Here is a 26,828-nt window from a genome sequence, read left to right as displayed (position 1 = left end):
TCAGTTCCCTTCGTCGTTCGCTCGGCTTCGGGTTGCCGCCGCGACGGCCAGTTTCGATCGCACTGCGAGCCCGCCGCGCAACGCCCAACGCAGGGGTGCCTGCCACCAGTGCGGGTGCCGGTCGGCCTGGAACCGGTACGCGCTCGCGTGGTGCGCGGGGAGCATCAGTTCCGGGTGTCGTCCCGCCGCATGACCTTTCGCGTGGGTGACTTCCGATGTCGGAACGTAGACGTTGTGCCATCCGGCTCGCCCCAGCCGGTCGCCGAGGTCCACGTCCTCCATGTACATGAAGTAGCGGGAGTCGAATCCGTCGATCGAGTCGAACGCGGCGCGACGCACCAGCAAGCACGACCCCGACAGCCACCCGACGGAGCGCTCCGAGATCTGCTCGTCCTCCTGCCGGTACCGGGTGCTCCACGGATTCGACGGCCACACCGTGCCGAGCACGGCGTGCCCGGCGCCGGACACCAGCCCCGGCACGTGGCGCGCCGACGGGTAGACGGTGCCGTCCGGCTCACGCACCAGCGGACCGAGCGCACCCGCGCGCGGCCACCGCTGCGCCGCCTTCAGCAGTTCGTCGATCGATCCGGCTTCCCACCGGATGTCCGGGTTCGCGATGACGACGAACTCGGCGTCGGAATCGAGCTCCGCGACCGCGCGGTTGATGGCGCCGCCATAGCCGATGTTTCCGCCGGTGCGGAGCAGTCGGACGTTGTCGTTGGCGGCGGCCGCGGCCTCCGGCTCACCGTCTGTGGAACCGTTGTCCGCGAGGATGACCTGCGTCGACAGGTCGGTGGCGACCTCGAGGGTCTCGAGAAATTCCCGGAGATGTTTACCGGGCGAATACGTCACCGTCACCACGGCCAGCTGCGAACTCACTCGGCCAACCCTAGTCGGTCGTGGCGGGCGGCAGCGCCGCCAGGGCATCGGCGAGCGCGTCGGCCCACGGACGCAGCGGCGTCAGCCCGGCCCGCTCCCATGCCGCCGACGAGAGAACCGAGTAGGCGGGCCGCGGCGCCGGCCTCGGAAAGTCGGCCGTCGTGCACGGTCGGACCCGCTCCGGATCGGCACCGACGCCGGCGAACACCGCCCGCGCCAGTTCGAACCAGGTGGCCCGACCCGCGTTCGTGGCGTGCAGGACACCACGAACCTGCGGCCGCGTCGCGAGTTCGAGCAGTCCTGCCGCCAGGTCTCCGGCGAACGTCGGCGACCCGACCTGGTCGTCGACGACGGAGACGGTGTCACGCTCACGCTGCAGTCGCAGCATGGTCGCGACGAAATCGGAGCCGGTTCCGGTGTAGACCCAGGCGGTGCGCACCACGACGGCCGTCGGGTCGGCGGCGAGAACCGCACGCTCCCCCGCCAGTTTGGTGCGCCCGTACGCGGTGCGGGGTCCGGTCGCGTCGTCCACCTCGTAGGGCGTCGACGCGTCGCCCGGGAACACGTAGTCGGTGGATACGTGAACCAGTCGCGCGCCGACCCGTGCGGACGCCTCCGCGAGGATCCTCGGTCCGGTCGCGTTCACTGCCGCGGCGGCGTCCTCGTCCGTCTCGGCCGCGTCGACCGCCGTGTAGGCGGCGCAGTTCAGGACGACATCGCCCGGCCGTACCGCGTCCCGGACGGCGTCGGCGTCGGTGATGTCGAGGTCGGACGAGGTGAGCCCGCGAATCGACACGCCCGGGACGTCACGTCGCAGAAGATTGCCGCCGAGTTGCCCACCGGCACCCGTCACGAGGATGTTGGTCACAGCGAAAAGTCTGGCACGCCGGTTCGCGGTCCCCGGGACACCGGGTGTTCGTGAGTAGCCTTGACGGGTCGAGACACAGGACGGCCACGCGCGTCGGGGCCGGGACACAGCAGTCGATGAAGTGTGAGGGGCGAGGTTTGCCGGACAGCAGGCCACCGCGCAGACGCGCGGAGGGCGGGACGCGAGGCGCCGGATCGAGAGGATCCACGCCCGCCGGGTCGGCGCAGGTCGCCGCAGCCGGGTCGGCGCAAGTTGACGCCGCCGCCGGGACGTGGCGGACTCGCCCCGTCCAGATCGTGGTGGCCGCCGTCGCGGCGGTCGTCCTCATCGTGACGGGCATCGCCTGGCGAAGCGTCGACGCGCTCGAGTCGAACCTCGCGACCGCCCGGCTCGGGCTGGGCGGCATGAAGGACGGAGCCCTCGATCTGCTCCTCGTCGGTACCGACAGTCGCACCGACGCACACGGCAACCCGCTCAGTCAGCAGGAACTCGATTCGCTGCGGGCCGGTGAGGCCGAGGCCGACAACACCGACACCATCGTGCTGGTGCGCATCCCCAGCAACGGCGAATCCGCCACCGCTATCTCCATTCCCCGCGACTCCTACGTCGCGGTCCCCGGAATCGGGATGTCGAAGGTCAACGCGGCGTTCGGTGCGACGAAGCTCACCGAGAAGCAGAAACTGCTCGACGAGGGCGTCGACGACGCCACCGCGGACGAGGAGGCGACGCAGGCCGGCCGGGAGGCACTGATCTCGTCGGTCGCGAACCTGACCGGTGTCACCGTCGACCACTACGCGGAGATCGGGTTGCTCGGCTTCGTCCTGCTCACCGACGCGGTCGGCGGAGTCGACGTGTGCCTCAACGATGCCGTCGACGAGCCGCTGTCGGGAGCCAACTTCCCCGCAGGCGAGCAGACCCTGAGCGGCGCACAGGCCCTGTCGTTCGTGCGGCAACGGCACGGACTGCCGCGCGGCGACCTCGACCGGATCGTCCGTCAGCAGGTCTACATGGCCTCGCTCGTGCACGAGGTGCTCAGCGCCAAGACCCTCAGCAATCCGGGGAAGCTGGGACAGCTCAGTTCCGCGGTCCAGCGGTCGGTGGTGCTGGACGAGGACTGGGACGTCATCGGCTTCGCGAAGGAACTGCAGAATCTCGCCGGCGGGCAGGTCCAGTTCCAGACGATCCCGGTCGTCGACATCAACGCGATGACCGACTACGGCGAGTCCATCGTCCAGGTCGACCCCACCGCGGTGCGCTCCTTCGTGTCCGGCCTCGCAGGGAACGAACCCGAAGACTCCGAATCCGAATCCGAATCCGAGCCGACGGTGGATCCGTCGACGGTCACCGTCGACGTGGCGAACGACAGCGGTGTCGGTGGCCTCGCCAGCCGGGTGTCCGACGCGCTCGCCACGAAGGGGTACTCCCCCGGCACCGTCGGCAACAACACCGGCGACACGGTCTCGGTGAGCGAGGTCCACGCGGCCGATCCGAAGTCGGAGTCCGCGAAGTCGGTGGCCGCGGCGCTCGGCGACCTTCCGGTGGTGCAGGATTCCACCGTGGCCCGCGACACCGTGCTGGTGGTGCTGGCGGCCGGGTACGACGGTCCGGGAACGGACGCCGCGTCCGGCTACACGGAATCCGACATCCTCGACCTGGGGACCAGCCCGACGCCCGCCCCGGCGGGTCCGCCGATCGACGCGGGCCGCACCGGACCTCAGTGCGTCAACTGACTTTCGCCACGAAGGAGCACCGCAACACCATGGCAGCACCCAACCTCACGGTGGCCCTGCTCGACCCGATCATGAAGCGGGACCCGGCAGGCCCGCGCGTGACGTGGTACGACGACGCGTCGGGCGCCCGGATCGAACTGTCCGCGCTGACACTCGCGAACTGGGCGGCGAAGACCGCCAACCTCATCCGTGACGAGTTCGGACTGCTGCCGGGGTCGCGGGTGTCGGTGCTGCTGCCCGCACACTGGCAGACGGCAGCGGTTCTGCTCGGCTGCTGGTGGGCGGGGACGGAGGTGGTCCTCGAGCCGGACCCCGATGCCGATCTCGCACTCGTCACCGCCGACCGTCTGGACGAATCCGCCGATGCCCCGGAGGTGGCCGTCCTGTCCCTGGACGCGTTCGGGCGTCCGGTGGAGAACCTGCCGCTGGGCGTCACCGACTACGCGACCTCGGTGCGGGTACACGGGGACCAGTTCACTCCCGACGCCGCGCCCGCGGACTCGCCTGTCCTCGATGGTCGGACCGTCGCAGACGTCCTCGCCGCTGCGAGCGACTCGGCCGCACGCCAGGGCTTCACGGCGGAGGACCGTGTGCTGTCGACGACGGACTGGGCGACGACCGACGAACTGCTCGACGGACTGCTCGCGGTGCTGGTGGCGGGCTCGTCCCTGGTTCAGGTGACCAACCCGGACCAGGACGCGGACCGCACCGAGCGCCGGATCGCGTCGGAGAAGATCACCGCACACCGCTCCGCCTGAAGCTGTCGGCGCCGGCGTCGTCTGCCACGGTTGCCTCGCTGACGCCCGCAGCCGGCCCGCACTGCGTCGAGGGTCGCAGTGCGGGCCGGCTACGGGGAGCCCTCGAATGCACCGGCTCAGACGGCAAGCGCCTCCACCGGGGTCGCGCGGGCCGCGCTCCGGGCCGGCGCTGCCGCGGCGATGACTCCGGCCACGCCACCGACCAACACGATCAACGCCAACTGCAGCCATGGCACCGATCCCGGGTCGAGGCTGTCCAGCCCGAACACCGAGGCCGTCCCGGCGACGCCGAGGAACGACCCGAGCACCACCCCGAGTGCGGACGCGACGACCGCGACCAGCACCGCCTCACAGATGAGGACGGACCGCAGACCGGACCGGGTGACTCCGAGCGCCCGCAACAGACCCGATTCGCGTCTCCGTTCGATCACGGACAGCGCCATCGTGTTGCCGACGCCGATCAGCGCGATCAGCACCGCCACCGACAGCAGTCCGACCACCACCACGAGCAGGACGTCGAGAACGGAGTCGATCGCCGCACGCATCGACACCGCTCCACCCACCTCCGCGGTGGGAGCGAATTCCTCGGCCACCGAAGTGATCTCGCTCTGTGCCGCCACGAGATCGCGGTCCGACAGACCGTCGGCAAGCCGAATCCACAGCGACTGCGGAACTGCCGCGAGGGCGAGGGCGTCGACGCGGTCGACGAGCGCCGGCTGTCCCTCCTGACCCGTCACCACGGTCAGGGAGCGCCGAACACCCGCGTTCTCCACATCCAGCGTGTCCCCGGCCGCGGCGCCCAGCGCGTCCGCCTGTTCCGGCGACACCGAGATCTCTCCCGCCGCGGGCAGTGCCAACGGGATCCGCAGTGTCGCGGCGGTGTCGACCCGGTCGACGCCGAGGACGGCCAACCGGGTGCCGTCACCGGCGACCACGTCGGCGCCGAGCAGGGGCGCGGCCGCGGTCACGAGATCGATGTCCCGAATCCGCGGCTCGAGATTCGCGGGAAGTCCGCCTGCGGCATCGGCGTCGACGGAGACGTCGACGGGGAACTGCTCGTCCAGTGCTCGCGGAGCGGCCGCCCCCACGGTGGCGATGCCGACCACCATCGTCGCGGTCACCGTCACTCCCACCAGCAACGCCGTCGCGGTCGCGGTGGTTCGGCGTGGGTTGCGCAACGCATTGCCGACCGCCAACTCCCCCAGCGGCCCGACCAGACGCGCAGGCACCTTGCCCACTGCCGCCACCATCGGCGGCACGATGGTCCGGCCGAGGACGACGACACCCAGCGCCGTCACGATGCCACCGGCGCACGCGATCATCACCTGCTCGGCGTACACCCCGAAGCCCAGCACGCCTGCGCCCGCAACGAGTCCGGCGAGTCCTGCGATCAAACGCGCCCGCGACGTCGTCGCCGGTTCCGCGGCAGCCTCGACCGGCGCGAGCGCTGCCAGCGGTGACACGCGAGTGGCGGCGCGGGCGGGGGCCACCGCGGCCAGGTAGGTGACGACGATCCCGACCGTGAGGCCCGCCAGCACCGCTGTCGGAGTGACGGCGAGCGTGTCCAGCGGCACCGGAGCGTCGAATGCAGTCGCCGCCCTGGTCACCGCCCACGCCAGCCCGATTCCGGCGAGCACACCCGCGGCCGATGCCGCGACCCCGACGGCGACTGCCTCGATCCGGGTGCTGCGCCGAATCTGGCGGGCTGTCGCGCCGACGCAGCGCAGCAGCGCCAGTTCCCGTGTGCGCGCCGCGAGCAGAACCGCGAAGGTGTTCGCGATGACCAGACCCGCCACCACGACCGCGACGGCGGCGAAGGCCAGAAGCACGTTGCGGATGGTGTCGGTGTCGCCGAGGTACGACGCGGACGCCGCCTGGGCCTGTTCGGAACCGGTGCGCACGGCGACATCCGGTCCGAGCGCGGCGGCGACGCTGTCCCGCAGTTCGCGCGGATCGCCGTCGCCGGACGCCCGGATCTCGTGTGTCGCCACATCGCCGGACCACGCCTGGAGTTGGTCGGCGGTCGTGTACACCGCCACCCCACCGAGCCGCTGCGCGCTCCCGGCCAGGTCTATCTCGCCGACCACCGTCGCCGTACCGGTTCCCGCTTCCGTGCGCTCGTCTGCGCGAGCGCCGCGCACCGTCACCGCGACGGTGTCGCCCAGTGACAGTCCCGAATCCGACCCCACGGCGATCTCCCCCGACGCGGCCGGGAACCGGCCCTCGGCCAGCCGCTGCCACCGCAGGTCCGGCGCCTCCGCGAGCGAGGTGACGGTGCCGAAGAGCTTTCCGTGACCCGCCGCGGCGACCTTCACCGGAGCCTGCGCATCGACCGTCACGGCCCGTACGCCGGGGACCGCGGCAACGCGCTCCGCCGCCTCGGCGGCCTGCCCCGTGTCCGCGAGCCCGTCGACCACGACGGCGCTCGTCCGGTACTGCCCGGCGAGCGAATTCGTCACGCTCGCGGAGGTCGTCGACCCGAGTACCAGCGTCGCGACCACGAATGCCACCGCGATCAGGATGGCCGATGCGGAGGCGACATAGCGCGCTGCGTTGGCGCGGGCCTGCGCGAGCGTCAACCTCAGCATGCGCGCGCACCCAGGTCGCGCATCGTCTCGATCACGGAATCCGTTGTCGGCCGCTCGATCTCACCGGCGATCCTCCCGTCGGCGATCAGCACCACCCGGTCCGAATACGAGGCCGCCACCGGGTCGTGGGTGACCATCACCACCGTCTGTCCGTACTCCCGGACACTGGAACGGAGCAGCTCGAGAACCTCCGTACCCGAACGTGAATCGAGGTTTCCCGTCGGCTCGTCGGCGAAGATGACGTCGGGCCTGGGAAGCAGGGCCCGGGCGACCGCGACGCGCTGCTGCTGGCCGCCGGACAGCTCGTGCGGCAGGTGGCCGAGGCGTTCGGTGAGACCGAGTCGTCCGACGATCTCCGCCATCCACTCCGGATCCGGGTCCACTCCGCCCAGGCGCAACGGCAGCAGCATGTTCTCCTCCGCGGTGAGCACCGGCAGGAGATTGAAGGCCTGGAACACGAACCCGATTCGGCGCCGGCGCAATTCGGTCAGTTCCCGGTCGCTCAGCCCGGTCAGCTCGGTGTCCCCGAGGTACACCAGACCCGCCGTCGCCGTGTCGAGTCCGGCGAGGCAGTGCATCAGGGTGGACTTGCCCGACCCCGACGGGCCCATGATCGCGGTGAAGGCCGCGCCCATGAACTCGGTGTGCACACCGTCGAGGGCGCGCACGGCCGCCTCGCCCTCGCCGTAGCTCTTGCTCAGGCCGACGGCGCGGACCGCGGCGGTTCGTGTGATGGTGGGTGCATTCATGTCCTCGACGCTACGAACGACAACCCTCTCGGCGCGTCGCCGTGCGGACGGATCCTCGAGGCGTTCGCATCAGACCTGGGTAGGACGGGCACCTTTCCCTGGGTCTACCCGCCCAGCAGGTCCTCCGGCTGCACCAGCCCGGTCTGGTACGCGAACACCACCGCCTGCACCCGGTCCCTCGAGCCGGTCTTCGCCAGCACGCGGCCCACGTGGGTCTTCACGGTCGCCTCGGAGACGAAGAGCTTCTGCGCGATCTCGGTGTTGGACAATCCGTGCGCCATCGCCGCGAGCACCTCCACCTCACGTGGCGTCAGATCATCGGGCAGTTGCGGACGCTCGACCGTGGACGCGCCTGCCAGCATCGGACCCACGTGCTGGAGGAGCCGACGGGTCGACCTTGCGGCGATCACCGCATCCCCTCGGTACACGGTCCGCAGCGCGGCGAGCAGGTCCTCCGGCTGCGCGTCCTTGAGCAGGAAGCCACTGGCACCAGCGGAGATCGCGGCGACAACGTACTCGTCGTTGTCGAAGGTGGTGAGCACCACCACCTTCGGCGAGTGCTCCAGCGCGGTCAGTCGACGGGTGGCCTCGATGCCGTCCAGGTTCGGCATCTGCACGTCCATCAGGACCACGTCGACCGGCACCCTCGCCAGCTCACGCAGCGCCTGCTCGCCGTCCGAGGCCTCGACCTGGACGCTCATGTCGGGCTGGGAGTCGATCACCATCCTGAAGCCCGCTCGAACCAGCTGTTGATCGTCCACGATCGCGATCCGGATCGGACCCGTTGCGGCATCGGACATGTCATTCACCTCTCGAATATGGCAGCGCGGTGTGCACCCGGTAGCCGCCGCCCGGTGCGGGTCCGGCCTCGAAGCTGCCGCCGTACAGCTCGGCCCGTTCACGCATCCCGAGTACACCCTGCCCACCCGCGGAGGGCGCGACCAGGGCGCCGGACGCTCCCCTGCCGTCGTCGACGACCGTCAGTTCCAGCGCGGTGTCGGTCCAGCGCTCCGTGACCTCGACGCTGGCCGCGGGCCCCGCGTGCTTGAGCACGTTGGTCAGCGATTCCTGCACGATCCGGTACGCCGTCAGCTCGGCTCCCGTGGACAGCACGCGCCGCTCGCCGTCGGTGGTGAGCTGCACCCCGAGGCCCCCCTTGCGGACCTCCTCGATCAGGGTGTCGATATCGGAAACCCCTGGGGTCGAGGAATACTCGCGAGGCCGGTCCTCCCGCAGCACGGACAGCAGCGCACGCATGTCCGTCAGCGCCTGCCGCCCGGTCTGGGAGATGGTCTCCAGCGCCGTGACCGCCGCCGCGGGGTCGGCGGCCGCGCTGTAGCGACCACCGTCGGCCTGTGCGATCACGACGGTCAGCGAGTGCGCGACGATGTCGTGCATCTCCCGCGCGATCCGGGTGCGCTCGTTGATGGCGGCGATCTCCGCCTCCTGCGCGCGTTCGAGTTCGAGCAGCCGGGCCCGCTCGGTGAGTCCTTCAAGTTCTTGATTTCGCACCCGGCGAAGGTCACCGAACGCCCACACCGCGGTGATGTACACGATCAGGAACGCGATCAGGAACGCGTGCGCCTGCCATGTGGACTGCTCGCCGCCGAAGTACCGGAAGCCCGCCGCGGTCACGCCGAGGATGGCCGCAGCCAGGCCCCATCCGCTGGCCCACCGCGGTCCGTAGGCCGCGAGCGCGTACAGCGCGACCGGCACGCAGATGCCGGGCAGCACGAGATTGGTCTGGTCACTCGTGACGACCAGGTACGCCACCGAGAAGAGCGCGACCATCGCTGCGGAAGCGACCGGCCGGATGCGGCGCCAGGCCAGCGGCACCGTCAGTCCCAACGCGATCACCACGTCGACCCACCCGACGCCGACCGACGCCGCCACACCGACGAGCGCGAGGAACGCCGCAATGGTTCGGTCGATCCCGACGATGTGATCGGCGCTCCAGCGGTACCAGCGCTCGCTCAGTGGGAATCGGGGCATGGACCCAGCGTAAACACCTGTGGCCGGTGAGCTCGCTCACCGGCCACGAGGCGATTCACACGTCAGCTCACTTGAGCAGCGCGCGCGACATGACGACGCGCTGAATCTGGTTGGTGCCCTCGTAGATCTGGGTGATCTTGGCGTCGCGCATCATGCGCTCGACCGGGAAGTCGGTGGTGTAGCCGGCGCCGCCGAACAGCTGCACGGCGTCGGTGGTGACCTCCATCGCGACGTCCGAGGCGAAGCACTTGGCCGCAGCGGAGATGAAGCCGAGGTTCTTCTCGCCGCGCTCGGCGCGGGCGGCGGAGGTGTAGACCATCAGGCGAGCGGCCTCGACCTTCATCGCCATGTCGGCGAGCATGAACTGCACGGCCTGGAAGTCGGAGATCGACTTGCCGAACTGCTTGCGGTCCTTGGTGTAGGCCAGGGCCGCGTCGAGTGCACCCTGCGCGAGGCCGACGGCCTGGGCGCCGATGGTCGGGCGGGTGTGGTCGAGGGTCTGCAGCGCGGTCTTGAAGCCGGTGCCGGGCTCGCCGATGATGCGATCGCCGGGGATGCGGCAGTTCTCGAAGTACAGCTCGGCGGTGGGCGAACCCTTGATGCCGAGCTTCTTCTCCTTCGGGCCGACGACGAAGCCCTCGTCGTCCTTGTGGACCATGAAGGAGGAGATGCCGTTGGCGCCCTTGTCGGGGTCGGTGACGGCCATGACGGTGTACCAGCTGGACTTGCCGCCGTTGGTGATCCAGCACTTGGAGCCGTTGAGGATCCAGTCGTCACCGTCGGCCTTGGCCCGGGTGCGCATCGACGCGGCGTCGGAGCCCGCCTCACGCTCGGACAGCGCGTACGACGCCATCTCACCGTTCACGAGGTCCGGCAGGACCTTGGCCTTGAGCTCCTCGGAGCCGTTGAGGATCAGGCCCATCGTGCCGAGCTTGTTGACGGCGGGGATCAGCGAGGACGAGCCGCACACACGCGCCACTTCCTCGATCACGATGCAGGTGGCGACGGAGTCGGCGCCCTGGCCGTCGTAGGCCTCCGGGACGTGGATCGCGTTGAAGCCGGAGTTGACGAGGGCGTTGAGTGCCTCCTCGGGGAAGCGCGAGTTCTCGTCGACGTCCTTCGCGTACGGCGCGATCTCCTTCTCGGACAGCGCGCGGATTGCGGCCCGCAGTTCGTCGTGCTCCTCGGCGAGCTTGAACAGGTCGAAGTCCGGGTTTCCAGCCATCAGTCGCTCCTTGCGATGGGAAGTCGAGGGGCGCGCCGCGCCACCACTGTGCGGCACTCAGTGCCAATCTTCCGCAATCATAGCGCACCAAACCGCGCCACCTGAGGCTGGAAGTGTCACAGTACGGCACCGAGTGCCAAGAAGGTGGGTCAGTGTCCCCGCTCGAGACGGCGTTGCACCAGGTCCGCCACCCTGCTCGGAGCAGTACTCCGCGGAAAGACCGCGACAATGACATCGTCGTCGCGCGTGTCGTCCCGGAGTGACGGCGTCCCGCTCGGTCCGGACTCTGCGCCCCGTCGAATCTCGGCGAGCGCACTGCGCAGCTGCTGCGATGTGGTTTCGGCGCCGTCGCGCACCATCCTGCGAAGGAGGTAGTTGTGGGTGGCGATGACCGACGCGGCGAACTGCACCACGGCCAGGTCGGGGGCATCGGGGATGGCGCGTCGCAGGTACTCGACGAACAATCGTTCGTAGCGGTAGCTCATCACGATCTCGCGGTCCCGCAGCGCAGGGACTTCGTGGACCACCTCGTAACGCCGGGACGCCACGTCGTTCCACTCCGAGAATCGCTCGAAGACGATCATCGCCGCCTCGCAGACCGCGTTCCACGGGTCGGCGTGGTCATCGGAGAGGTGGCTCGACGCCTGCTCGAGCAGGATCTCGTGGTCGGCGAAGACCACGTCCTCCTTGGAACGGAACTGCCGGAAGAAGGTTCGCCGCGAAATACCCGCGGCCTCGGCGATCTCGTCCACGCTCGTCGCCAGGTAGCCCTGGGCAGAGAACAGCCGCAGCGCCTCGGACACCACGTGGAGCCGGAACCGGTCGGAATCGTCGAGCATGGAGATCAGGGTAGGCGCTGCGCGCCCGTGCGCGAGTTCGGTGGCTCCGGCCACCGAACTCGCGCAGGTGCCGTCTACGGCGCGACGGACGACCAGTCGGCGAAGCCGGTGGGGTCGTGACGGCCCATGCTGGCGTGCTCGAACAGACCTGCGCCGGGGATTCCGTTGCACGTCGCGGAAGCCGAGAAATCGCTGACGCCGAACGGAATTCGGCCCGCGATCGCGGGATCGGTGAGGTCGTAGACGGAGCGGTCCGACCAGTTGCGACCGCGCCACTGCCCGTGCGACCACTCGGGATCGCCGCCGTACCCGCCGCCGACGTGGAGTGCGATACCAGTGCGCGGAGTGACCTCGACTACGACGGGACTGCCGTCCGAGGCCGTCATGTTGATCGTCGCGGACAGCGTCTTCCTGGTACCGGACTCGTACTTGAATTCGACTCGCGGCCAACCGAGTTGTTCGATCCGGCCGTCGTCCCAGACACGGGTGGCGTCGTTGAGGGTGCGGAAACCGTCCGGGGTCTCCTGCATGATCACGATGATGGAGAACCCGTCGAACCGCAGCGGCACGTACAGCCACCAGAAGCCCTCCGACACCTGATCCACCAGTCGGCCGGCCGGGTCCGGGTCGCCGACGCCACGGATTCCCCACGATCGGTCGCGGCTGCCCATCCAGGTGTCGGGAGTGACGGCGATGTCGTCACCACCCAGGGACAGCACGCCCGACCAGGATCCGGTCTGCGCGAACCGCGACGCGTCGATCTGCGGCCGGAAGCCGTTCGTGAGCAGGTGCGGTTGTTCCTGGACCGCCGGGCAGGTGCCTTCCCAGGTGAGGTCGAAACCGAGGCCGTCCGCGTCGTCGCCTTCGCAGATCACCCGCAGCTTCTGCAGCGGTTCGATGACCTCGATCCGGTACCCGTCGCCCACCTTCAGGTCCATCGACCGTTCTTCCAGCGCGTCCGAGAAACGCACGGACCACTGCTTGTCGCCTCGGCGCGCGACGGCGAAGGCGTCGGTGACACCGAGGTTCGGGTAGACACCGAACCCGCTCACCAGGAAGACGCTGTCGTCGGAGTCGAGCGACCCCTGGTCCAATGCGTTGAAGTAGGACCGGTCGTAGAAGTTCTTGTCGCTGGTCACGACCCGCGACATCGAGAGGGGGGTCTGGTGAATCGGGTACTCGTCGAGCGGTGCGGGCATGGCGACACTCCAGGGCTGGTTCCGTTACAGGGTGATACGCAAACCTTCCTGCGAATCTAACCCCGTCCCCACCGCCGTCGCGGCCGAATCACCGCAAACGTCACGCCAACGAGTAAATGTCAGCCCATCAACGTGGCGCGCAGCGCCGCGTCCTTCTCGAGGACCATCGACTCGAGCCCGGCCTGGAAACGCTCCATCGCCTCGCGTATCGCCGGATCGGCCGATCCGATGATGCGCGCAGCGAGAAGACCGGCGTTGCGGGCACCGCCGATGGACACCGTCGCGACCGGCACACCCGCGGGCATCTGCACGATCGACAACAGCGAATCCATGCCGTCGAGGTACTTGAGCGGGACCGGAACACCGATCACGGGCAGCGGCGTCGCCGACGCGACCATGCCGGGAAGATGCGCGGCGCCGCCCGCACCCGCGATGATCACCTTGATTCCGCGACCTGCGGCATCCTTCGCGTAGTCCAGCATCCGCTGCGGAGTCCGATGCGCCGACACCACGCCGACCTCGAATCGGATACCGAACTCGGCGAGCGCCTCCGCGGCGGCCTCCATCGTCGGCCAGTCCGAGTCGCTGCCCATGATGAGGCCGACGAGGGGTCCCTGCTGCTGCGTCATCGCATCTCCTTCGAAGTGTTCACGGCGGACCGTCAGTTACCGGTGTGCGGATCCCAGCCGTCCGTCCACACCGCATGCGAGAGCCAGTGCGCCGCACGTTCCGCGCGCTCGCGGACCGCGGCGACGTACGCCGGGTCGTCGATGGACCCACCGACGGCGCCCATCACGTTCACGTGCCCGATCTTCCGGTCCTTGCGCTCACCCTTGCCGTACATGTGAACCTTCGCATCGGGCATCCGGGCGAAGAGGTGGTGCAGCCGCTCGTCCATGGTCATCGCAGGCGCCTCGGGCGCCCCGAGCACGTTCGCCATCACTGTGACGGGCGCGGTCGGGCTGGGATCACCCAGCGGATAGTCGAGCACCGCCCGCAGGTGCTGCTCGAACTGCGAGGTACGGGCACCGTCCTGCGTCCAGTGACCCGAGTTGTGGGGACGCATCGCCAGCTCGTTGACGACCAGGTCACCGTCGACGGTCTCGAACAGCTCGACGGCCATCGCACCCGTCGCACCGAGCGCCGACGAGATCCGCAGTGCCAACTCCTCGGCCTGCTCCGCGAGCGCGTCCGGCAGCTCCGGGGCAGGCGCGATCACCACCGCGCACTGACCGTCCCGCTGCACCGTCTCGACGACGGGCCACGTCGCTCCCTGCCCGAACGGCGACCGCGCGACCATCGCGGACAGCTCGCGTCGCATCGGGACCTTCTGCTCGACCATCAGCGCGACGCCCTTGTCGAGCTGTTCGGTGACGATCGCCTCGGCCTCGTCGGCATCCGACGGCATCCACACACCGCGGCCGTCGTAGCCGCCGCGGATCGCCTTGATCACGATGTTCCAGCCGTGCTCGCTCGCAAACTTCTCGACGTCACCCGCCCAGGTGACCTCGGCGAACGCGGGCACCGGAGCTCCGAGTTCGGTCAGCTTGCGACGCATCGCCAGCTTGTCCTGCGCGTAGACCAGCGCCTGCGGCGGCGGCTGCACGTTGACGCCCTCGGACACCAGCACGTCGAGGTGCTCGGTCGGGACGTGCTCGTGGTCGAAGGTCAGGGCAGCGGCGCCGACCGCGACCGCGCGCAAGGCGTCGAGGTCGGTGTGGCTGCCGAGGACGACGTTGGCGCTGACCTGCGCGGCCGGCTCGTCGGCACCACCCGAGAGCACCCGGAGGCACTGGCCGAGCTCGATCGCCGCCTGGTGCGTCATCCGCGCCAGCTGCCCACCGCCGATCATGGCGACCACAGGCAGGGCGGAACCGGCGTCTCGAGGACTCGTGGGGCGGGGCTGGGAACCGGAATCGACGCTCACGGATGTCCATGGTGTCACGACCCGCGACCAACCCGATGCGCAGGTGACCGGAGGGAACCCCGACGAGTGATGCCCGTCACCGAAATCCTGAGAGGAGTCTTCGTTCGGAGTGTCCGATAGTGGGTTCACGGGCCGGGGTTCGTAGAATCATCTTCCGTGTCATTCGTCGATCAGGCGCTCAACCGCGTGCCCACCCCGTTACGGGACGTCGTGCTGCGTCACCGCGAACTCGTCAAGTTCGCCATCGTCGGCGGCACAACCATGGTCTTCGACCTGGCCATCTTCTACAGCCTCAGCCTCACGATCCTCGAGGAGAAGCCGGTCATCGCGAAGGTGATCTCCGGCGTCATGGCGACGATCCTCAGCTACGTCCTGAACCGCGAGTGGTCGTTCAAGAACCGTGGCGGGCGCGAACGCCACCACGAGGCGATCCTGTTCTTCGTCATCAGCCTCATCGGCGTCGCCATCGCCGCCGCTCCCCTGTGGATCGCAAACAACATCTTCGACATCCGCACCGGCCGCGCGAGCGTGACCGCTGTCGTCATCATCGACTTCGTCCTCAACTACATCATCGGCAACCTGCTGCAGATGGCGTTCCGGTTCTGGGCGCTGCGCAGGTTCGCCTTCCCGGAGGAGATCACCCACGAGCAGGGTGCGGGGTTCGACCCGACCCCGGAGGAACTCGCCGGGCGCTGACCCCCAGTCGCCGACACCCGTGCTCAGCGCGGTTCGGTGACCGCGTCCGGATCTGCGCGGTACTCGGTCGGCAGGAAGACCGCGAACAGTGCCGGCCTGCGCCGTCGCAGGTCGAGCCTGCCACCGTCGGCCTCGACCAGGGCGCGCGCCAACGCCAGCCCGACACCGGTCGACCCGCCCGCCGAGAATCCCCGCTCGAAGATGTGCGGGGCGAGCTGATCGCTGACCCCGGCCCCCTCGTCGCCGACTTCGATGCACACGGTCGCCTCGCGGCGCGGACCGATTCCGGGCACGAGCCGCACCACGACGGAGCAGGTCCCCGCGCCGTGGATCAGGGCGTTGTCGATCAGAACCGCGACCGCTTCGCGCAGCCTCGACGGCGTCGCCGACGTCCGCACCGCGTCCTCCCCCCGCAGCACCAACCGGCGCCCCGCCTGCTCGTACTGGGGCTGCCAGTCCGCGACCACGGCGCCGAGTTCGGTCACCACGGACAGTGACCGTCGATCCCGTCCCTCGCTGCGGGAGGAGCGGACGAGTTCGTCGATGGCGACGGTGAGGCGGTCCACCTGCGCCATCGCCGCGGTGGCTTCGTCGACGACGGCGGGATCGGGATACACGGACAGTTCGTCGAGTCGCAGCCGAACCGCGGTGAGGCGGCTCCGCAGCTGGTGGGACACGTCCCCGACGAGGGCCCGCTCACGTTGCAGGCGACCCGAGATCTCGACGGTCGCGGAGTCGAGGACATCGGACACGCGGTCCAGTTCCGCAATGCCGTGCCTGCGGGCATCGGTTCGGAAATCGCCCTCGGCGAGGCGAGCGGCGCGGTCGGCGACGTCCTTCATCGGGTCCGCGAGCCTGCGCGCGGTCACCGACGCGACCGCGCTGCCCGCCGCCAGCGAGGCGAGCACGACCAGCGCGACCGCCCCGACGGCCTGCTGCTGCAGGGTCCGCATCGACGCCGACGGGGTCTCGAGCAGGAGCGACCCCGACCGTCCCATCGAGATCGCCTCGACGAGCGGGCGCTCGACCGTCTCGGCACCGATGTCGATGCGGGTGGTCGGGCTCTCCCTGGTCGGGTAGACGACTGACAGCCTCCCACCCTTGGGGACGGCGACCCGGAGCGAATCGACATTGAGTCCGTCCTCGATGACGCCGCTCTCCCCTTCCTGCGCGATGATCTCGGCGGACATGCGGTCCAAACGCGCCTGGAGGTCACTGCGGGTGAAGTCCTCGACCCACAGCCAGGCCGTGTAGGTGAGCGGCACACCGAGCAGAAGCCCGGTCAACAGGACGACTGCGATGATGGACAGCAGGATTCGGCGGCGCACGACTGTGTGGGATCAGGTGTTGAGTCGGAACCCGACGCCGCGGACCGTCACGATGCGCCGTTCCGCGATGGGGCCCTCGTCGCCGATCTTGCGACGCAACCAGGACATGTGCATGTCGAGTGTCTTGGAACCGCGCAGATCGACGTCGCCCCACACCTCCTGGAGGATCACGTCGCGGGACACCACCTCCCCTGCGTGGTCCATGAGCACCTTGAGCAGTTCGTACTCCTTGTTGGCGAGCGAGATCTCGGTGCCCCCGACCAGGACTCGGCGGGCGGCGGGTTCCAGCCGGATGTCGCCTGCCTCCACGGTGGAGTCCTCTCCGCCACCGCGACGACGCAGCAGCGCCCGCACGCGCGCCATCAGCTCGGCGAGCCGGAAGGGCTTGCCGACGTAGTCGTCGGCGCCTGCATCGAGACCGACGACGAAATCGACCTCGTCGGTGCGGGCGGTGAGCATCAGCACGGCGAGTTCGGACCCGTTGGCCCGCAGCTGCCTGCACACCTCGAGGCCGTCCATTCCGGGGAGCCCGAGGTCGAGGATCAGCAGGTCGAACGAGCCACCGAGCGCGAGTTCGAGGGTGGCGGGCCCCGCCTCCTCGACGGTCACGTCGTAGCCTTCGCGTCCCAGCGCGCGCGACAGCGGCGCAGCGATCGCGTCGTCGTCCTCGGCAAGCAGTACGGCAGTCACCAGTACACCCTACGGAGACACCTGAACAGATGCCGTGCAGGCCGCGCGATGCGCTGTCCGGACGCGACCGATCATCCCCGCCAGCCGCGCCGGGGCGACCCGGTGCCGTCGGTGTACCCGGGGCCTTCGCGGTGGTCGTCGTGATCGAGTTGCATGGCGTCGAACACCTGGTGGTAGAGAAGCGAATGCACGCGTTGTACGTCGGGGATGTCGTCGAACTCGAGCGGGTCGTCGGCGGCCGACGCGATGACGAGCGTCCCGGTCCGCATCATGCGGTCGATCAGGCCGTGCCGGAACTGCACGTTGCTGATCCGCCCGAGCGGGATGTCGATGCCGCTGTGGGTGACGACTCCCTGACGCACGAGGACGCGGCGGTCCGTGACGATGAAGTGGGTCGACTTCCAACTGACGAGTGGTGCGACGCAGCGCCATCCGACGACCGCGAGCCACGCGACGAGAACCACGACCAGAGCGACCACGCCGGCGGTGCCGTCGAGCCGGTCCTGTGCGAGTCCGCCGAGGAACCCGGCGACGGCGGTGGCAACGACGAAGGTGACGGTGGGCAGCACCAGCATCTTCCAGTGTGGATGCCGGTGCAGCAGCAGTTCCTCGTCAGCGGCGAGCGCGTCGTCCGGGTAGCCCATGCGAGGAGTGTGCCACCTACGGCGCCTCGTCGGAGTCGCCCACCTCGGCTTCGTCGCCACCGGCATCCGCAACCACATCACCGGCATCGTCGACCGCGACATCCGCGGCGATGCCCTCTTCCGCTTCGGCATGCAGCTCGGCCGCGCGCGCCGCGGCCGCCTGCTCCTCGGTCACCATCTCCTCCGCGGACGGCGGGGCCCCCGAGATCAATGCGTTCGCCCACCTCGTCGACGGATCGATGTCGAGCAGAAGGGCTTTGGCGAGCAGCGTCGCGGGAATCGCCAACAGCGCCCCCAGCGGACCGAGCACCCAGCCCCAGAACACCAGCGCGAGGAATGTCACCGTCACCGACAGACCGACCGCGTCACCGACGAACTTCGGCTGGATCACCGACTGGATCAGGACGTTGATCACGCTGTAGACCACGATCACCCACAGCATCAGCATCGGCCCGCCCTGCAGCAGCGCGATCAGCGCGGGCGGGATGACTCCGATGACGAATCCGATGTTCGGGATGTAGTTCGTGATGAACGACAGCAGGCCCCACAGGATCGGAAGCGGAATTCCCAACGCCCACAGTGCCCCCGCGTCGATGACGGCGACGATCAGACCGAACACCGTCGAGACGACCAGGTAGCTGCGGGTGCCCGAGGCGAACGAGGAGAACGCGTAGGCGATGTCGGCACGCGCGAACGCGACCGCCCGGAGCCGGTCGCCGAACGAACTCGCGTCCATCGCCATGAAGAGAACCAACGCGAGCAGGAAGAAGAGGTTGGAGAACACTCCGACCAACCCCATCAGGATGTCGTCGAGCAGTCCGACGAGCTTGCCGAAGTCGATGTTCGACAGCGCCTTGTCCACCTGGTCGGATCCGATGTCGAGACCGGCGAGCCACCCCTGCACATCCTTGACCAGCGCGTCCGCCTTGTCCGCGTACTGGGGAAGCAGGGTCGCCAGCTGCGCGACGGAAACGGCGAGCGCGGCGATCAGCCCGATCAGGATGGCGTAGACGGTGACCAGTGTCGCGACGACCGCAACCCATCGCGACGAACCCTTGCGCTGCAGCCAGTCCCCGAGTGGCTGCACCGCGACGACCAGCATCAACGCGAGGAAGACAGGCCCGATGATCCCGGAGAACGCCCGGACGCCCGCGATCGCGACGACCGCACCGGCCATGCCGAGCAGCACGATCAGGCCTCGGGGCCACGTCTGTTGTTCGGCGGCGGGCGGCGGCGCGACTGCCTTCTCTCGCGCTTCGACGGCCCGCTCGCCGGACTTTCCACCCTGACGCATCACATCCCGAGAGTCGCGTGCCCGTCACGATCGAACCTCACCCGCGACGGATGAGGTTTCGTCCGCCGCGACGGCACACACTGCAAGTGGACATTTGCGACCTCGTGTCCACGCAAGCCCACACCCACGAATGCCCATCTCGAGAGGAAGTGCCATGACCGACCAATCGGCGGCCAATCGGAGCGACGGAAGCGTCAAGCAGGGTTTCGCTGCCGGCACCTCCATCGCAGCCGCGATCCTTCTGCTCACCGTCGGCATCCTGGAGATCTTCCAGGGGATCTCGGCGCTCGCGAAGGACGACGTGCTGGTGTTCGGCCCGAACTACACCTACGAGTTCAGCGTCACCGCCTGGGGCTGGATCCACCTCGTCATCGGCATTCTCGTTGCGCTGACGGGGTTCTTCCTTCTCACCGGCGCGACCTGGGCGCGGATCACCGCGATCTTCCTGGCCGCACTGTCGATCATCGCCAACTTCCTGTGGCTGCCCTACTACCCGCTGTGGTCGATCCTGATCATCGCGCTGAACGTGGTGGTCATCTGGGCGGTCACCACCTGGGACACCGACCGGTACTGATCGCACCGCGCTGACCGAGCGAGGGGTGCGGGCCTGTGGGCCCGCACCCCTCGCTTCGTCAGGATTCCCGCTGGTTCAGGACGCGGGATGCGGACGCAGGTGCGTCACGTCGCCCGCCGACACCGACACCGCGTCCCCGCCGCCATCCGGCCGGACCACGATGCGTCCTTGCAGGTCGACGTCCGCCGCAGTCCCGATCAGTTCGGTGTCGCCGGGCAGTTCGACTCGTACCCGCTGCCCCAGGGTGCCGCAGCGGGTGCGGTAGTCGGCGGCGAGTCCGTCGACGCGCCACCCGTCCGCCTGCCACGCGGTGTACTGAACGGCGAGCGACCGCAGCAGCGCTCGGGCGAGCGTGTCGCGGTCGGTGGTCGCGGCACCGGCCAGTTGGAGCGACGTCGCGGTCGGCACGGGCAGTTCCGCCTCGGTCAGCGTGACGTTGAGTCCGACACCGATCACGACCGCGGGGGCCGGGGTCGTGGCCGCCACCTCCGCGAGGATCCCCGCGACCTTCTTCCCGCCGATCTGGATGTCGTTGGGCCACTTGAGCGTGGCATCCACCTCGGCGACGGTTCGCAGTGCGTCGACCACCGCGACACCCGTCATGAGCGGGAACCACCCCATCGACTCCAACGGCAGCCCCGGCATCCGCAGCAGCGCGGACACCGACACCGACGATCGCGGCGGCGCGACGAAGCTGCGGGAGTGCCTGCCGCGGCCGTGGTCCTGGTATTCGGCGATCAGGACGGCGCGGTCGAGTGAGCTGTCCACGGACCTGGCGAGCAGGTCCGCATTCGTCGAGCCGGTCTCGGCGACGACGTCGAGGGACGAGTAGAACGCCCGCGGATCGCCACCGCCGGTCACGAGCGCGGTGCGCAGCGCGTCGGCGTTCAGCGGGGGCCGGTTCAGGTCCGTGTACATGCGACGAGCGTAGGGCGTCGCGGATGCGCGAACCCCGACCACAGGAAATACCCGCCGGTAGCTTAGGTTGGACGATTCGGTGCAATCCGACCTACCGCGACCCCGCTCCCCGACCGGCCGATAAGCTCGGGTCCCATGACCAGCGTCCAGGAGTCCGCCGCCACCGCGGCGTCGAACGTCCCCGATATCCACACCACCGCGGGCAAGCTCGCGGATCTGCACCGCCGCCAGGCCGAGGCGCACTTCCCCTCCGGTGAAGCCGCTGTGGAGCGGGTGCACGCCAAGGGCAAGCTCACGGCCCGCGAACGCATCGAGGCGCTGCTCGACGAGGGATCGTTCGTCGAACTGGACGCGCTGGCGCGGCACCGGTCCACGAACTTCGGTCTCGGCGACAACCGCCCCGCCGGCGACGGTGTCGTCACCGGCTACGGCACCGTCGACGGCCGCGACGTGTGCGTGTTCTCCCAGGACGCCACCGTCTTCGGCGGCAGCCTCGGCGAGATCTACGGCGAGAAGATCGTCAAGGTCATGGACCTCGCCCTCAAGACCGGACGCCCGCTGATCGGGATCAACGAAGGCGCCGGCGCCCGCATCCAGGAAGGTGTCGTCTCCCTCGGCCTGTACGGGGAGATCTTCCACCGCAACGTCCAGGCGTCCGGGGTGATCCCGCAGATCTCGCTGATCATGGGCCCCGCCGCCGGCGGCCACGTCTACTCCCCGGCCCTGACGGACTTCGTGGTGATGGTCGATCAGACCTCCCAGATGTTCGTCACCGGCCCCGACGTCATCAAGACCGTCACCGGTGAAGACGTCACCATGGAAGACCTCGGCGGCGCGCACACCCACATGGCCCGCTCCGGTGTCGCCCACTACGTCGCCTCCGGCGAGCAGGACGCCCTGGACTACGTCAAGGACCTGCTCTCGTACCTGCCGTCGAACAACCAGGCCGCCGCACCCCGGCTGGCGCCGTCCGACCCGATCGCCGGATCCATCGAGGACTCGCTGACCGACGAGGACCTCGAACTCGACACGATCATCCCCGACTCGGCGAACCAGCCGTACGACATGCACGAGGTGATCCGTCGTCTCCTCGACGACGACGAGTTCCTCGAGGTCCAGGCCGGGCGCGCGGCGAACATCATCGTCGGGTTCGGCCGCATCGACGGCCGCAGCGTGGGGATCGTGGCGAACCAGCCGATGCAGTTCGCGGGATGCCTCGACATCGACGCCTCCGAGAAGGCCGCCCGGTTCGTGCGGACCTGCGACGCGTTCAACGTCCCGATCGTCACGCTGGTGGACGTGCCCGGGTTCCTGCCCGGCACCGACCAGGAATACAACGGCATCATCCGCCGGGGCGCGAAGCTGCTGTACGCGTACGGGGAGGCGACGGTCGGGAAGATCACCGTCATCACCCGCAAGGCGTACGGCGGCGCGTACGACGTGATGGGTTCCAAGCACATGGGTGCCGACGTGAACCTGGCGTGGCCGACCGCGCAGATCGCGGTGATGGGCGCGTCCGGTGCTGTCGGGTTCGTGTACCGCAAGCAGCTCAAGGATGCCGCCGCGAACGGTCAGGACGTCGACGCGCTGCGTCTGCAGTTGCAGAACGAGTACGAGGACACCCTGGTCAACCCGTACGTCGCCGCGGAGCGTGGTTACGTCGATGCGGTGATCCCGCCGTCGCACACCCGTGGTCAGATCGTGGCCGCGTTGCGTTTGCTCGAACGCAAGATGGTGACTCTGCCTCCGAAGAAGCACGGGAACATCCCGCTGTGACCGCCAGCGAATACATTGAAGCCGTGACAATCACGGACAACGCACTCGCGGAGGTCGAGGTGCTCACCGCAGCCGCCGAGACCGTTGACGCGGCCACCGCAACCGAAGGTGAGCAATTGCCGGTCATCAAGGTGCTCAAGGGCAATCCCTCCGACGTCGAGATCGCCGCGCTCGTCGCGGTCCTCGCGGCCGCCGGTTCGGGCGCGGCACCCGTCGACACCACTCCCCCGGATCACTGGGGCGAGCCGGTGAAGATGCACCGCGGACGCACGGCGTTCTCGCCCTACGCGTTCCAGAACCGGACGTGACGCGACTGGTCCTCGCCTCGGCCTCGCCTGCGCGCCGGACGGTGCTGCGCAAGGCGGGGATCGAGCCGTACGTGCACGTCTCCGGGGTGGACGAGGACGCGATCCAGGCCGCGCTGGGACCTCGAGCGACGCCGCAGCACGTGGTGACGGAGCTCGCCCGGGCGAAGGCCGCTGCGGTGCTGCCCGCACTCCCGGCCGACATCGTCGCGGATGCGGTGGTCGTCGGGTGCGACTCCATGTTGCTGATCGACGGCGAACTGCAGGGCAAGCCCCATCACGCCGACGTGGCGCGGGCACGCTGGAGGTCGATGGCGGGACGCAGCGGCACCCTGCTGACCGGGCACTGTGTGCTGCGGGTCCGCGACGGCGCCCAGGTCGCCGAGACAGCCGCGGACAGCGCGACGGTGGTGCATTTCGGCACCCCGTCGGGCGACGATCTCGAGGCGTACCTCGATTCCGGTGAGCCGATGCAGGTCGCGGGCGCCTTCACCCTCGACGGGCTCGGTGGCTGGTTCATCGACCGGATCGAGGGCGACCCGTCCAGCGTCATCGGCATCGGGCTACCACTGGTGCGGCGTCTCCTCGGCGAGGTCGGGGTGGGGATCGCCGAACTGTGGACGGCGTCACCGAACGTGATCTGACGGCCGCAACGCTCCACACGAGGACCGAACGTCCGCCAGGCGGCGGACGGTGCGCAACACCTAGACTTGCGCCTGTCCATCTCGTCGCCAGACCGTCAGGAGCCCGCTCGTGCCAGTTGCGCCCGATCCCAACCCGTCCTTCGCGGCCTACGCACACCCCGAACGGCTCGTCACGACGGAATGGTTGGGTGCGCACATCGGCGCCCCCGGAATCAAGATCGTCGAGTCGGACGAGGACGTGTTGCTCTACGACATCGGACACATCCCGGGTGCGGTGAAGATCGACTGGCACACCGATCTCAACGATCCGGTGACCCGCGACTACATCGACGGTGCGGCATTCGCGGACCTGATGAGCCGCAAGGGCATTCGCCGGGACGACACGGTCGTGATCTACGGGGACAAGAGCAACTGGTGGGCGGCGTACGCCCTCTGGGTGTTCACCCTGTTCGGGCACGAGGACGTGCGCCTGGTCGACGGTGGCCGGGACGCATGGATCGCGGAGAACCGCGACACCACGTTCGACGTCCCCGAGAACGCGGCAACGGACTACCCGATCGTCGAGCGGAACGACGCCCTGATCCGGGCCTTCAAGGATGACGTCGTCGGACATCTGGGGCAGGGACCGCTGATCGATGTCCGGTCGCCGCAGGAGTACACGGGCGAGCGGACCCACATGCCCGACTACCCGGAGGAGGGCGCGCTGCGCGGCGGCCACATTCCGACCGCGGTGTCGATTCCGTGGGCCAAGGCGGCAGCCCCGGACAGTCGGTTCCGGTCACGTACGGAACTCGACGAGGTGTACGCAGGGCTCGCTCCGACCGACGACGTCGTCGCGTATTGCCGGATCGGCGAACGGTCGAGCCACACCTGGTTCGTGCTCACCCATCTGCTCGGTTTCGAGAAGGTCCGCAACTACGACGGCTCATGGACGGAATGGGGCAACGCGGTGCGGGTGCCGATCGTCAGGGGCGAGGAGCCCGGCGAGCTTCCGGCGATCGCATGACGCTGCCTGACGCCCTCGCCGAGATCGTCGACGATTTCGCATCGGTCTCCGATCAGGAGAAGTTGCAGTTGCTCCTCGAGTTCAGCCGCGAGCTGCCGCCCCTGCCCGCGGAGTTGCGGGAAGCGGCGATGGAGCCGGTGCCGGAATGCCAGTCGCCGCTGTTCCTGTCCGTCGACGCCGCCGACCGCGAGAACGTCCGCCTGTACTTCAGTGCGCCGCCGGAGGCCCCGACGACACGCGGGTTCGCGTCGATCCTTCACCAGGGTTTGGACGGACAGAGCGCGCAAGCGATACTGGACGTGCCCGGAGACTTCTATTCCGCGCTGGGTCTGGCCGACGCCGTCAGCCCGCTGCGACTTCGAGGCATGTCAGCGATGCTCACACGCATCAAACGTCATCTGCGGGAGTGAATGCGATCCATTCGTCTGCGCAGATCTCGAGAGATGGGTCCTGCGTATGGAATTCACCGAACTTGTGGATTACCCCGTCACGCCGGGGACGTTGACGGAGTGGATTCCGACCGCTCCGTGTGACGGCACGAATCCATGGGTGACCGATGCCAGACCGACATCGTTCGTGCAGGAGTCGCGACTGCGCGAGGCGCACACCGTCGCGAAACACGAGTCGTGGCTGGGGACGGCGTTCGAGATCGCGGGGCGGCTGGACTCCGAGGCATTCGGCCGGGCGCTGAACACCTGGATCGACCGGCACGAGGGGTTGCGCAGTCACGCGGGCCTTCCGCCCGGTGCCGGTGAACTACGCCGCCGGACCGTGGTGCCGGGGCGCGTGCGGGTCGACTCCCAACGGCACGGCTACCGCACGTCCGGTGCCGAGAACTGCGATCGGCTGCAAGCGCTGTTCGACGGGTGCACGTCCCCGACATCGTGGCCTGCGTTCGCGTTCGCGACCGTCGAGCCTCCGGACCGCGACCGTGCGTTCACCGTGTACTTCGCGGCCGACCACGCGCTCGTCGACGGCTATTCGGTCGTCCTCGTCGCGCAGGAGATCGAGGCCCTCTATCGCGCCGAACTCGATGGTGTCGATCCGGCACTGTTTCCGGTGGGCAGCTATCTCGACTTCGGAGCCAGGGAGCGTGCCCGCGTCGGCGACCTTCCGTTCGACCATCCCGCGGTCGCGTTGTGGCGTGGGGTTCTCGATCGCGGCGCCGGGAAACTCCCCGAGTTTCCGCTCGACCTCGGTGAACTGCCCGACCACCCGGCCGCGCAGCGTGGCCTCTCCGCGTGGGTCCTCGACCGGGACGGTGCCGACGCGTTCGCGGTGCTGTGCCGCAAGATCGGGCACGGCTTCTTCGCGGGGACCCTGGCGTGTCTGGCGATCGCGGGCACGGAACTCGCGGGCGCGGACAGATTCGACGCCGTCACGCCGATGCACACACGTGACGAGCCGAGCTGGTCCGGCTCGATCGGCTGGTTCGTGGGGATCAGTCCGGTCAGCTTCGGGGTCCGCGGTGCCGGCTCGTTCGCCGACCTGGTGCGGCGGGCGTCCGTTCAGGTCGCCGCGGCGAAACCTGCGTCGCAGGTGCCCTTCGAATGGGTCGGTGCGGCGCTGGGCTCGGTTCCGCTTCCCCGGTTCGTGGTCTCGTACATGGACATGCGGTTCGTGCCTGCGGCGACGGAGTGGCCGGAGTGGAATGCGCGTGCACTGCGCAGCAAGCAGTACACGAACGACGTCTACATCTGGGTGAACCGAACCCCGCAGGGAGTGAACATCGCGGCGCGCTTTCCCGCGACGGACACCGCGACCGCGGCGGTCCATCGGTATGTCGCGCGGCTCCGCAGCCTGATGGAGGAAGCCGTCGGCACGGGGACCTGCACGCTTCCCGCTCCCGCCACCCGGTGACCTCACCCGGACGATCCGGGAAAACTACTGGTCAGTAGGGATTAGGGTGTTCACCGGTTCCGCAAGCAGTCGCCCCAGCCGATTACGTTCGCTTCTCGACCGGTGCATACACTTCGAGGACTGCCGACAACACACCAGCCGGGACTGATCCCCGGGAGGGACGCCCGCCTGTGGCGCCCCGCTGCGATCTACAGGAGGCTCCGTGCCCAGTCATGCCAGCGCGCACATCACGAAGGTGCTCGTCGCGAACCGCGGCGAGATCGCTGTGCGGGTCATCCGGGCCGCGAAGGACGCCGGGTACGGCAGCGTCGCGGTGTACGCGGAACCGGACGCCGACGC

Annotated in this window: 27 protein-coding genes; 11 read left to right on the top strand and 16 right to left on the bottom strand. The window is 69.0% G+C overall.

Features of this window, described 5'->3' with window-relative positions; translation table 11 throughout:
* Positions 1-879: a glycosyltransferase family 2 protein gene (locus FFS72_RS13245; protein ID WP_137874373.1), complete on the bottom strand. Its 879-nt coding sequence runs from the start codon at positions 877-879 to the stop codon at positions 1-3.
* 10 nt (positions 880-889) lie between these two features.
* Positions 890-1,747, bottom strand: coding sequence for a dTDP-4-dehydrorhamnose reductase (rfbD, locus tag FFS72_RS13240; protein ID WP_137874372.1), 858 nt, complete (start codon positions 1,745-1,747; stop codon positions 890-892).
* A gap of 296 nt (positions 1,748-2,043) precedes the next feature.
* Here rfbD and FFS72_RS13235 point away from each other — a divergent pair, with 296 nt between their 5' ends.
* Both FFS72_RS13235 and FFS72_RS13230 read left to right on the top strand, forming a co-directional pair.
* Complete coding sequence (locus FFS72_RS13235) at positions 2,044-3,477, top strand: LCP family protein (RefSeq protein WP_502704115.1); 1,434 nt, start codon at positions 2,044-2,046, stop codon at positions 3,475-3,477.
* A gap of 29 nt (positions 3,478-3,506) precedes the next feature.
* Complete coding sequence (locus FFS72_RS13230; RefSeq protein ID WP_137874370.1) at positions 3,507-4,235, top strand: TIGR03089 family protein; 729 nt, start codon at positions 3,507-3,509, stop codon at positions 4,233-4,235.
* A 116-nt stretch (positions 4,236-4,351) separates the two neighbouring features.
* Here the strand turns inward: FFS72_RS13230 and FFS72_RS13225 are convergent, their stop codons facing one another.
* The 9 genes from FFS72_RS13225 to FFS72_RS13185 all read right to left on the bottom strand — a co-directional run bounded on the left by FFS72_RS13225 (position 4,352) and on the right by FFS72_RS13185 (position 14,754).
* Entirely contained in the window at positions 4,352-6,823 is a 2,472-nt protein-coding gene (locus tag FFS72_RS13225; RefSeq protein ID WP_137874369.1) for an FtsX-like permease family protein, read from the bottom strand.
* The gene (locus FFS72_RS13220; protein ID WP_137874368.1) at positions 6,817-7,572 is read right to left on the bottom strand and encodes an ABC transporter ATP-binding protein; all 756 of its coding nucleotides are present in this window, start codon (positions 7,570-7,572) and stop codon (positions 6,817-6,819) included. The genes FFS72_RS13225 and FFS72_RS13220 overlap by 7 nt, the downstream gene beginning before the upstream one ends.
* A 104-nt stretch (positions 7,573-7,676) precedes the next feature.
* Positions 7,677-8,372: a response regulator gene (locus tag FFS72_RS13215; protein ID WP_137874367.1), complete on the bottom strand. Its 696-nt coding sequence runs from the start codon at positions 8,370-8,372 to the stop codon at positions 7,677-7,679.
* Position 8,373: 1 nt separating this feature from the next.
* The gene (locus FFS72_RS13210) at positions 8,374-9,564 is read right to left on the bottom strand and encodes a sensor histidine kinase (RefSeq protein WP_137874366.1); all 1,191 of its coding nucleotides are present in this window, start codon (positions 9,562-9,564) and stop codon (positions 8,374-8,376) included.
* Positions 9,565-9,631: 67 nt separating this feature from the next.
* Positions 9,632-10,789, bottom strand: coding sequence for an acyl-CoA dehydrogenase (locus tag FFS72_RS13205; RefSeq protein WP_137874365.1), 1,158 nt, complete (start codon positions 10,787-10,789; stop codon positions 9,632-9,634).
* 149 nt (positions 10,790-10,938) lie between these two features.
* Entirely contained in the window at positions 10,939-11,628 is a 690-nt protein-coding gene (locus tag FFS72_RS13200) for a TetR family transcriptional regulator (protein WP_137874364.1), read from the bottom strand.
* A gap of 74 nt (positions 11,629-11,702) precedes the next feature.
* On the bottom strand, positions 11,703-12,827 hold the full coding sequence (locus tag FFS72_RS13195) for an Rv3169 family protein (RefSeq protein ID WP_137874363.1): 1,125 nt from the start codon (positions 12,825-12,827) through the stop codon (positions 11,703-11,705).
* A gap of 119 nt (positions 12,828-12,946) precedes the next feature.
* Entirely contained in the window at positions 12,947-13,456 is a 510-nt protein-coding gene (purE, locus tag FFS72_RS13190; protein WP_137874362.1) for a 5-(carboxyamino)imidazole ribonucleotide mutase, read from the bottom strand.
* A gap of 32 nt (positions 13,457-13,488) precedes the next feature.
* A complete protein-coding gene (locus FFS72_RS13185) occupies positions 13,489-14,754 on the bottom strand; it encodes a 5-(carboxyamino)imidazole ribonucleotide synthase (protein WP_137874361.1) in 1,266 nt (421 codons plus the stop codon).
* 156 nt (positions 14,755-14,910) lie between these two features.
* On the opposite strand from FFS72_RS13185, the gene FFS72_RS13180 reads away from it, so the two are divergent.
* Complete coding sequence (locus FFS72_RS13180; RefSeq protein ID WP_137874360.1) at positions 14,911-15,450, top strand: GtrA family protein; 540 nt, start codon at positions 14,911-14,913, stop codon at positions 15,448-15,450.
* 23 nt (positions 15,451-15,473) lie between these two features.
* Here FFS72_RS13180 and FFS72_RS13175 read toward each other — a convergent pair whose 3' ends face one another.
* The 4 genes from FFS72_RS13175 to FFS72_RS13160 form a co-directional block, all read right to left on the bottom strand.
* Positions 15,474-16,778 (bottom strand): sensor histidine kinase, encoded by a 1,305-nt coding sequence (locus tag FFS72_RS13175; protein WP_137874359.1) that lies wholly within the window; start codon positions 16,776-16,778, stop codon positions 15,474-15,476.
* A gap of 12 nt (positions 16,779-16,790) precedes the next feature.
* The gene (locus FFS72_RS13170; protein ID WP_050064659.1) at positions 16,791-17,468 is read right to left on the bottom strand and encodes a response regulator transcription factor; all 678 of its coding nucleotides are present in this window, start codon (positions 17,466-17,468) and stop codon (positions 16,791-16,793) included.
* A 71-nt stretch (positions 17,469-17,539) separates the two neighbouring features.
* Entirely contained in the window at positions 17,540-18,112 is a 573-nt protein-coding gene (locus tag FFS72_RS13165) for a PH domain-containing protein (RefSeq protein ID WP_137874358.1), read from the bottom strand.
* Between the two features lie 16 nt (positions 18,113-18,128).
* Positions 18,129-19,406, bottom strand: a complete 1,278-nt coding sequence (locus FFS72_RS13160) for an AI-2E family transporter (RefSeq protein ID WP_137874446.1) — start codon at positions 19,404-19,406, stop codon at positions 18,129-18,131.
* A gap of 154 nt (positions 19,407-19,560) precedes the next feature.
* Here FFS72_RS13160 and FFS72_RS13155 point away from each other — a divergent pair, with 154 nt between their 5' ends.
* On the top strand, positions 19,561-19,980 hold the full coding sequence (locus FFS72_RS13155) for a DUF7144 family membrane protein (RefSeq protein WP_050064657.1): 420 nt from the start codon (positions 19,561-19,563) through the stop codon (positions 19,978-19,980).
* A gap of 75 nt (positions 19,981-20,055) precedes the next feature.
* On the opposite strand, the gene FFS72_RS13150 is transcribed toward FFS72_RS13155, so the two are convergent.
* A complete protein-coding gene (locus tag FFS72_RS13150; RefSeq protein WP_137874357.1) occupies positions 20,056-20,898 on the bottom strand; it encodes a biotin--[acetyl-CoA-carboxylase] ligase in 843 nt (280 codons plus the stop codon).
* A gap of 135 nt (positions 20,899-21,033) precedes the next feature.
* Here FFS72_RS13150 and FFS72_RS13145 point away from each other — a divergent pair, with 135 nt between their 5' ends.
* From FFS72_RS13145 to FFS72_RS13115, 7 genes are all read left to right on the top strand, one after another.
* Positions 21,034-22,674, top strand: coding sequence for an acyl-CoA carboxylase subunit beta (locus tag FFS72_RS13145; RefSeq protein ID WP_137874356.1), 1,641 nt, complete (start codon positions 21,034-21,036; stop codon positions 22,672-22,674).
* 23 nt (positions 22,675-22,697) lie between these two features.
* Entirely contained in the window at positions 22,698-22,982 is a 285-nt protein-coding gene (locus FFS72_RS13140) for an acyl-CoA carboxylase subunit epsilon (RefSeq protein ID WP_249353284.1), read from the top strand.
* Positions 22,979-23,623, top strand: a complete 645-nt coding sequence (locus FFS72_RS13135) for a Maf family protein (protein ID WP_137874355.1) — start codon at positions 22,979-22,981, stop codon at positions 23,621-23,623. The genes FFS72_RS13140 and FFS72_RS13135 overlap by 4 nt, the downstream gene beginning before the upstream one ends.
* A gap of 109 nt (positions 23,624-23,732) precedes the next feature.
* Entirely contained in the window at positions 23,733-24,629 is an 897-nt protein-coding gene (locus tag FFS72_RS13130) for a sulfurtransferase (RefSeq protein ID WP_137874354.1), read from the top strand.
* Positions 24,626-25,039: a SufE family protein gene (locus FFS72_RS13125; RefSeq protein WP_137874353.1), complete on the top strand. Its 414-nt coding sequence runs from the start codon at positions 24,626-24,628 to the stop codon at positions 25,037-25,039. The genes FFS72_RS13130 and FFS72_RS13125 overlap by 4 nt, the downstream gene beginning before the upstream one ends.
* Before the next feature lie 46 nt (positions 25,040-25,085).
* Positions 25,086-26,489, top strand: coding sequence for a condensation domain-containing protein (locus FFS72_RS13120; protein WP_137874352.1), 1,404 nt, complete (start codon positions 25,086-25,088; stop codon positions 26,487-26,489).
* 202 nt (positions 26,490-26,691) lie between these two features.
* Positions 26,692-26,828: biotin carboxylase N-terminal domain-containing protein (locus FFS72_RS13115; protein WP_137874351.1), on the top strand; the 137-nt coding region annotated here is incomplete at its 3' end.

The sequence above is a fragment of the Rhodococcus sp. Q genome, from assembly GCF_005503035.1.
Classification (GTDB): Bacteria; Actinomycetota; Actinomycetes; order Mycobacteriales; family Mycobacteriaceae; genus Rhodococcus_G.
The sequence above is the reverse complement of the archived record's forward strand: the minus strand, read 5'-3'. Positions and strand labels throughout refer to the sequence as shown.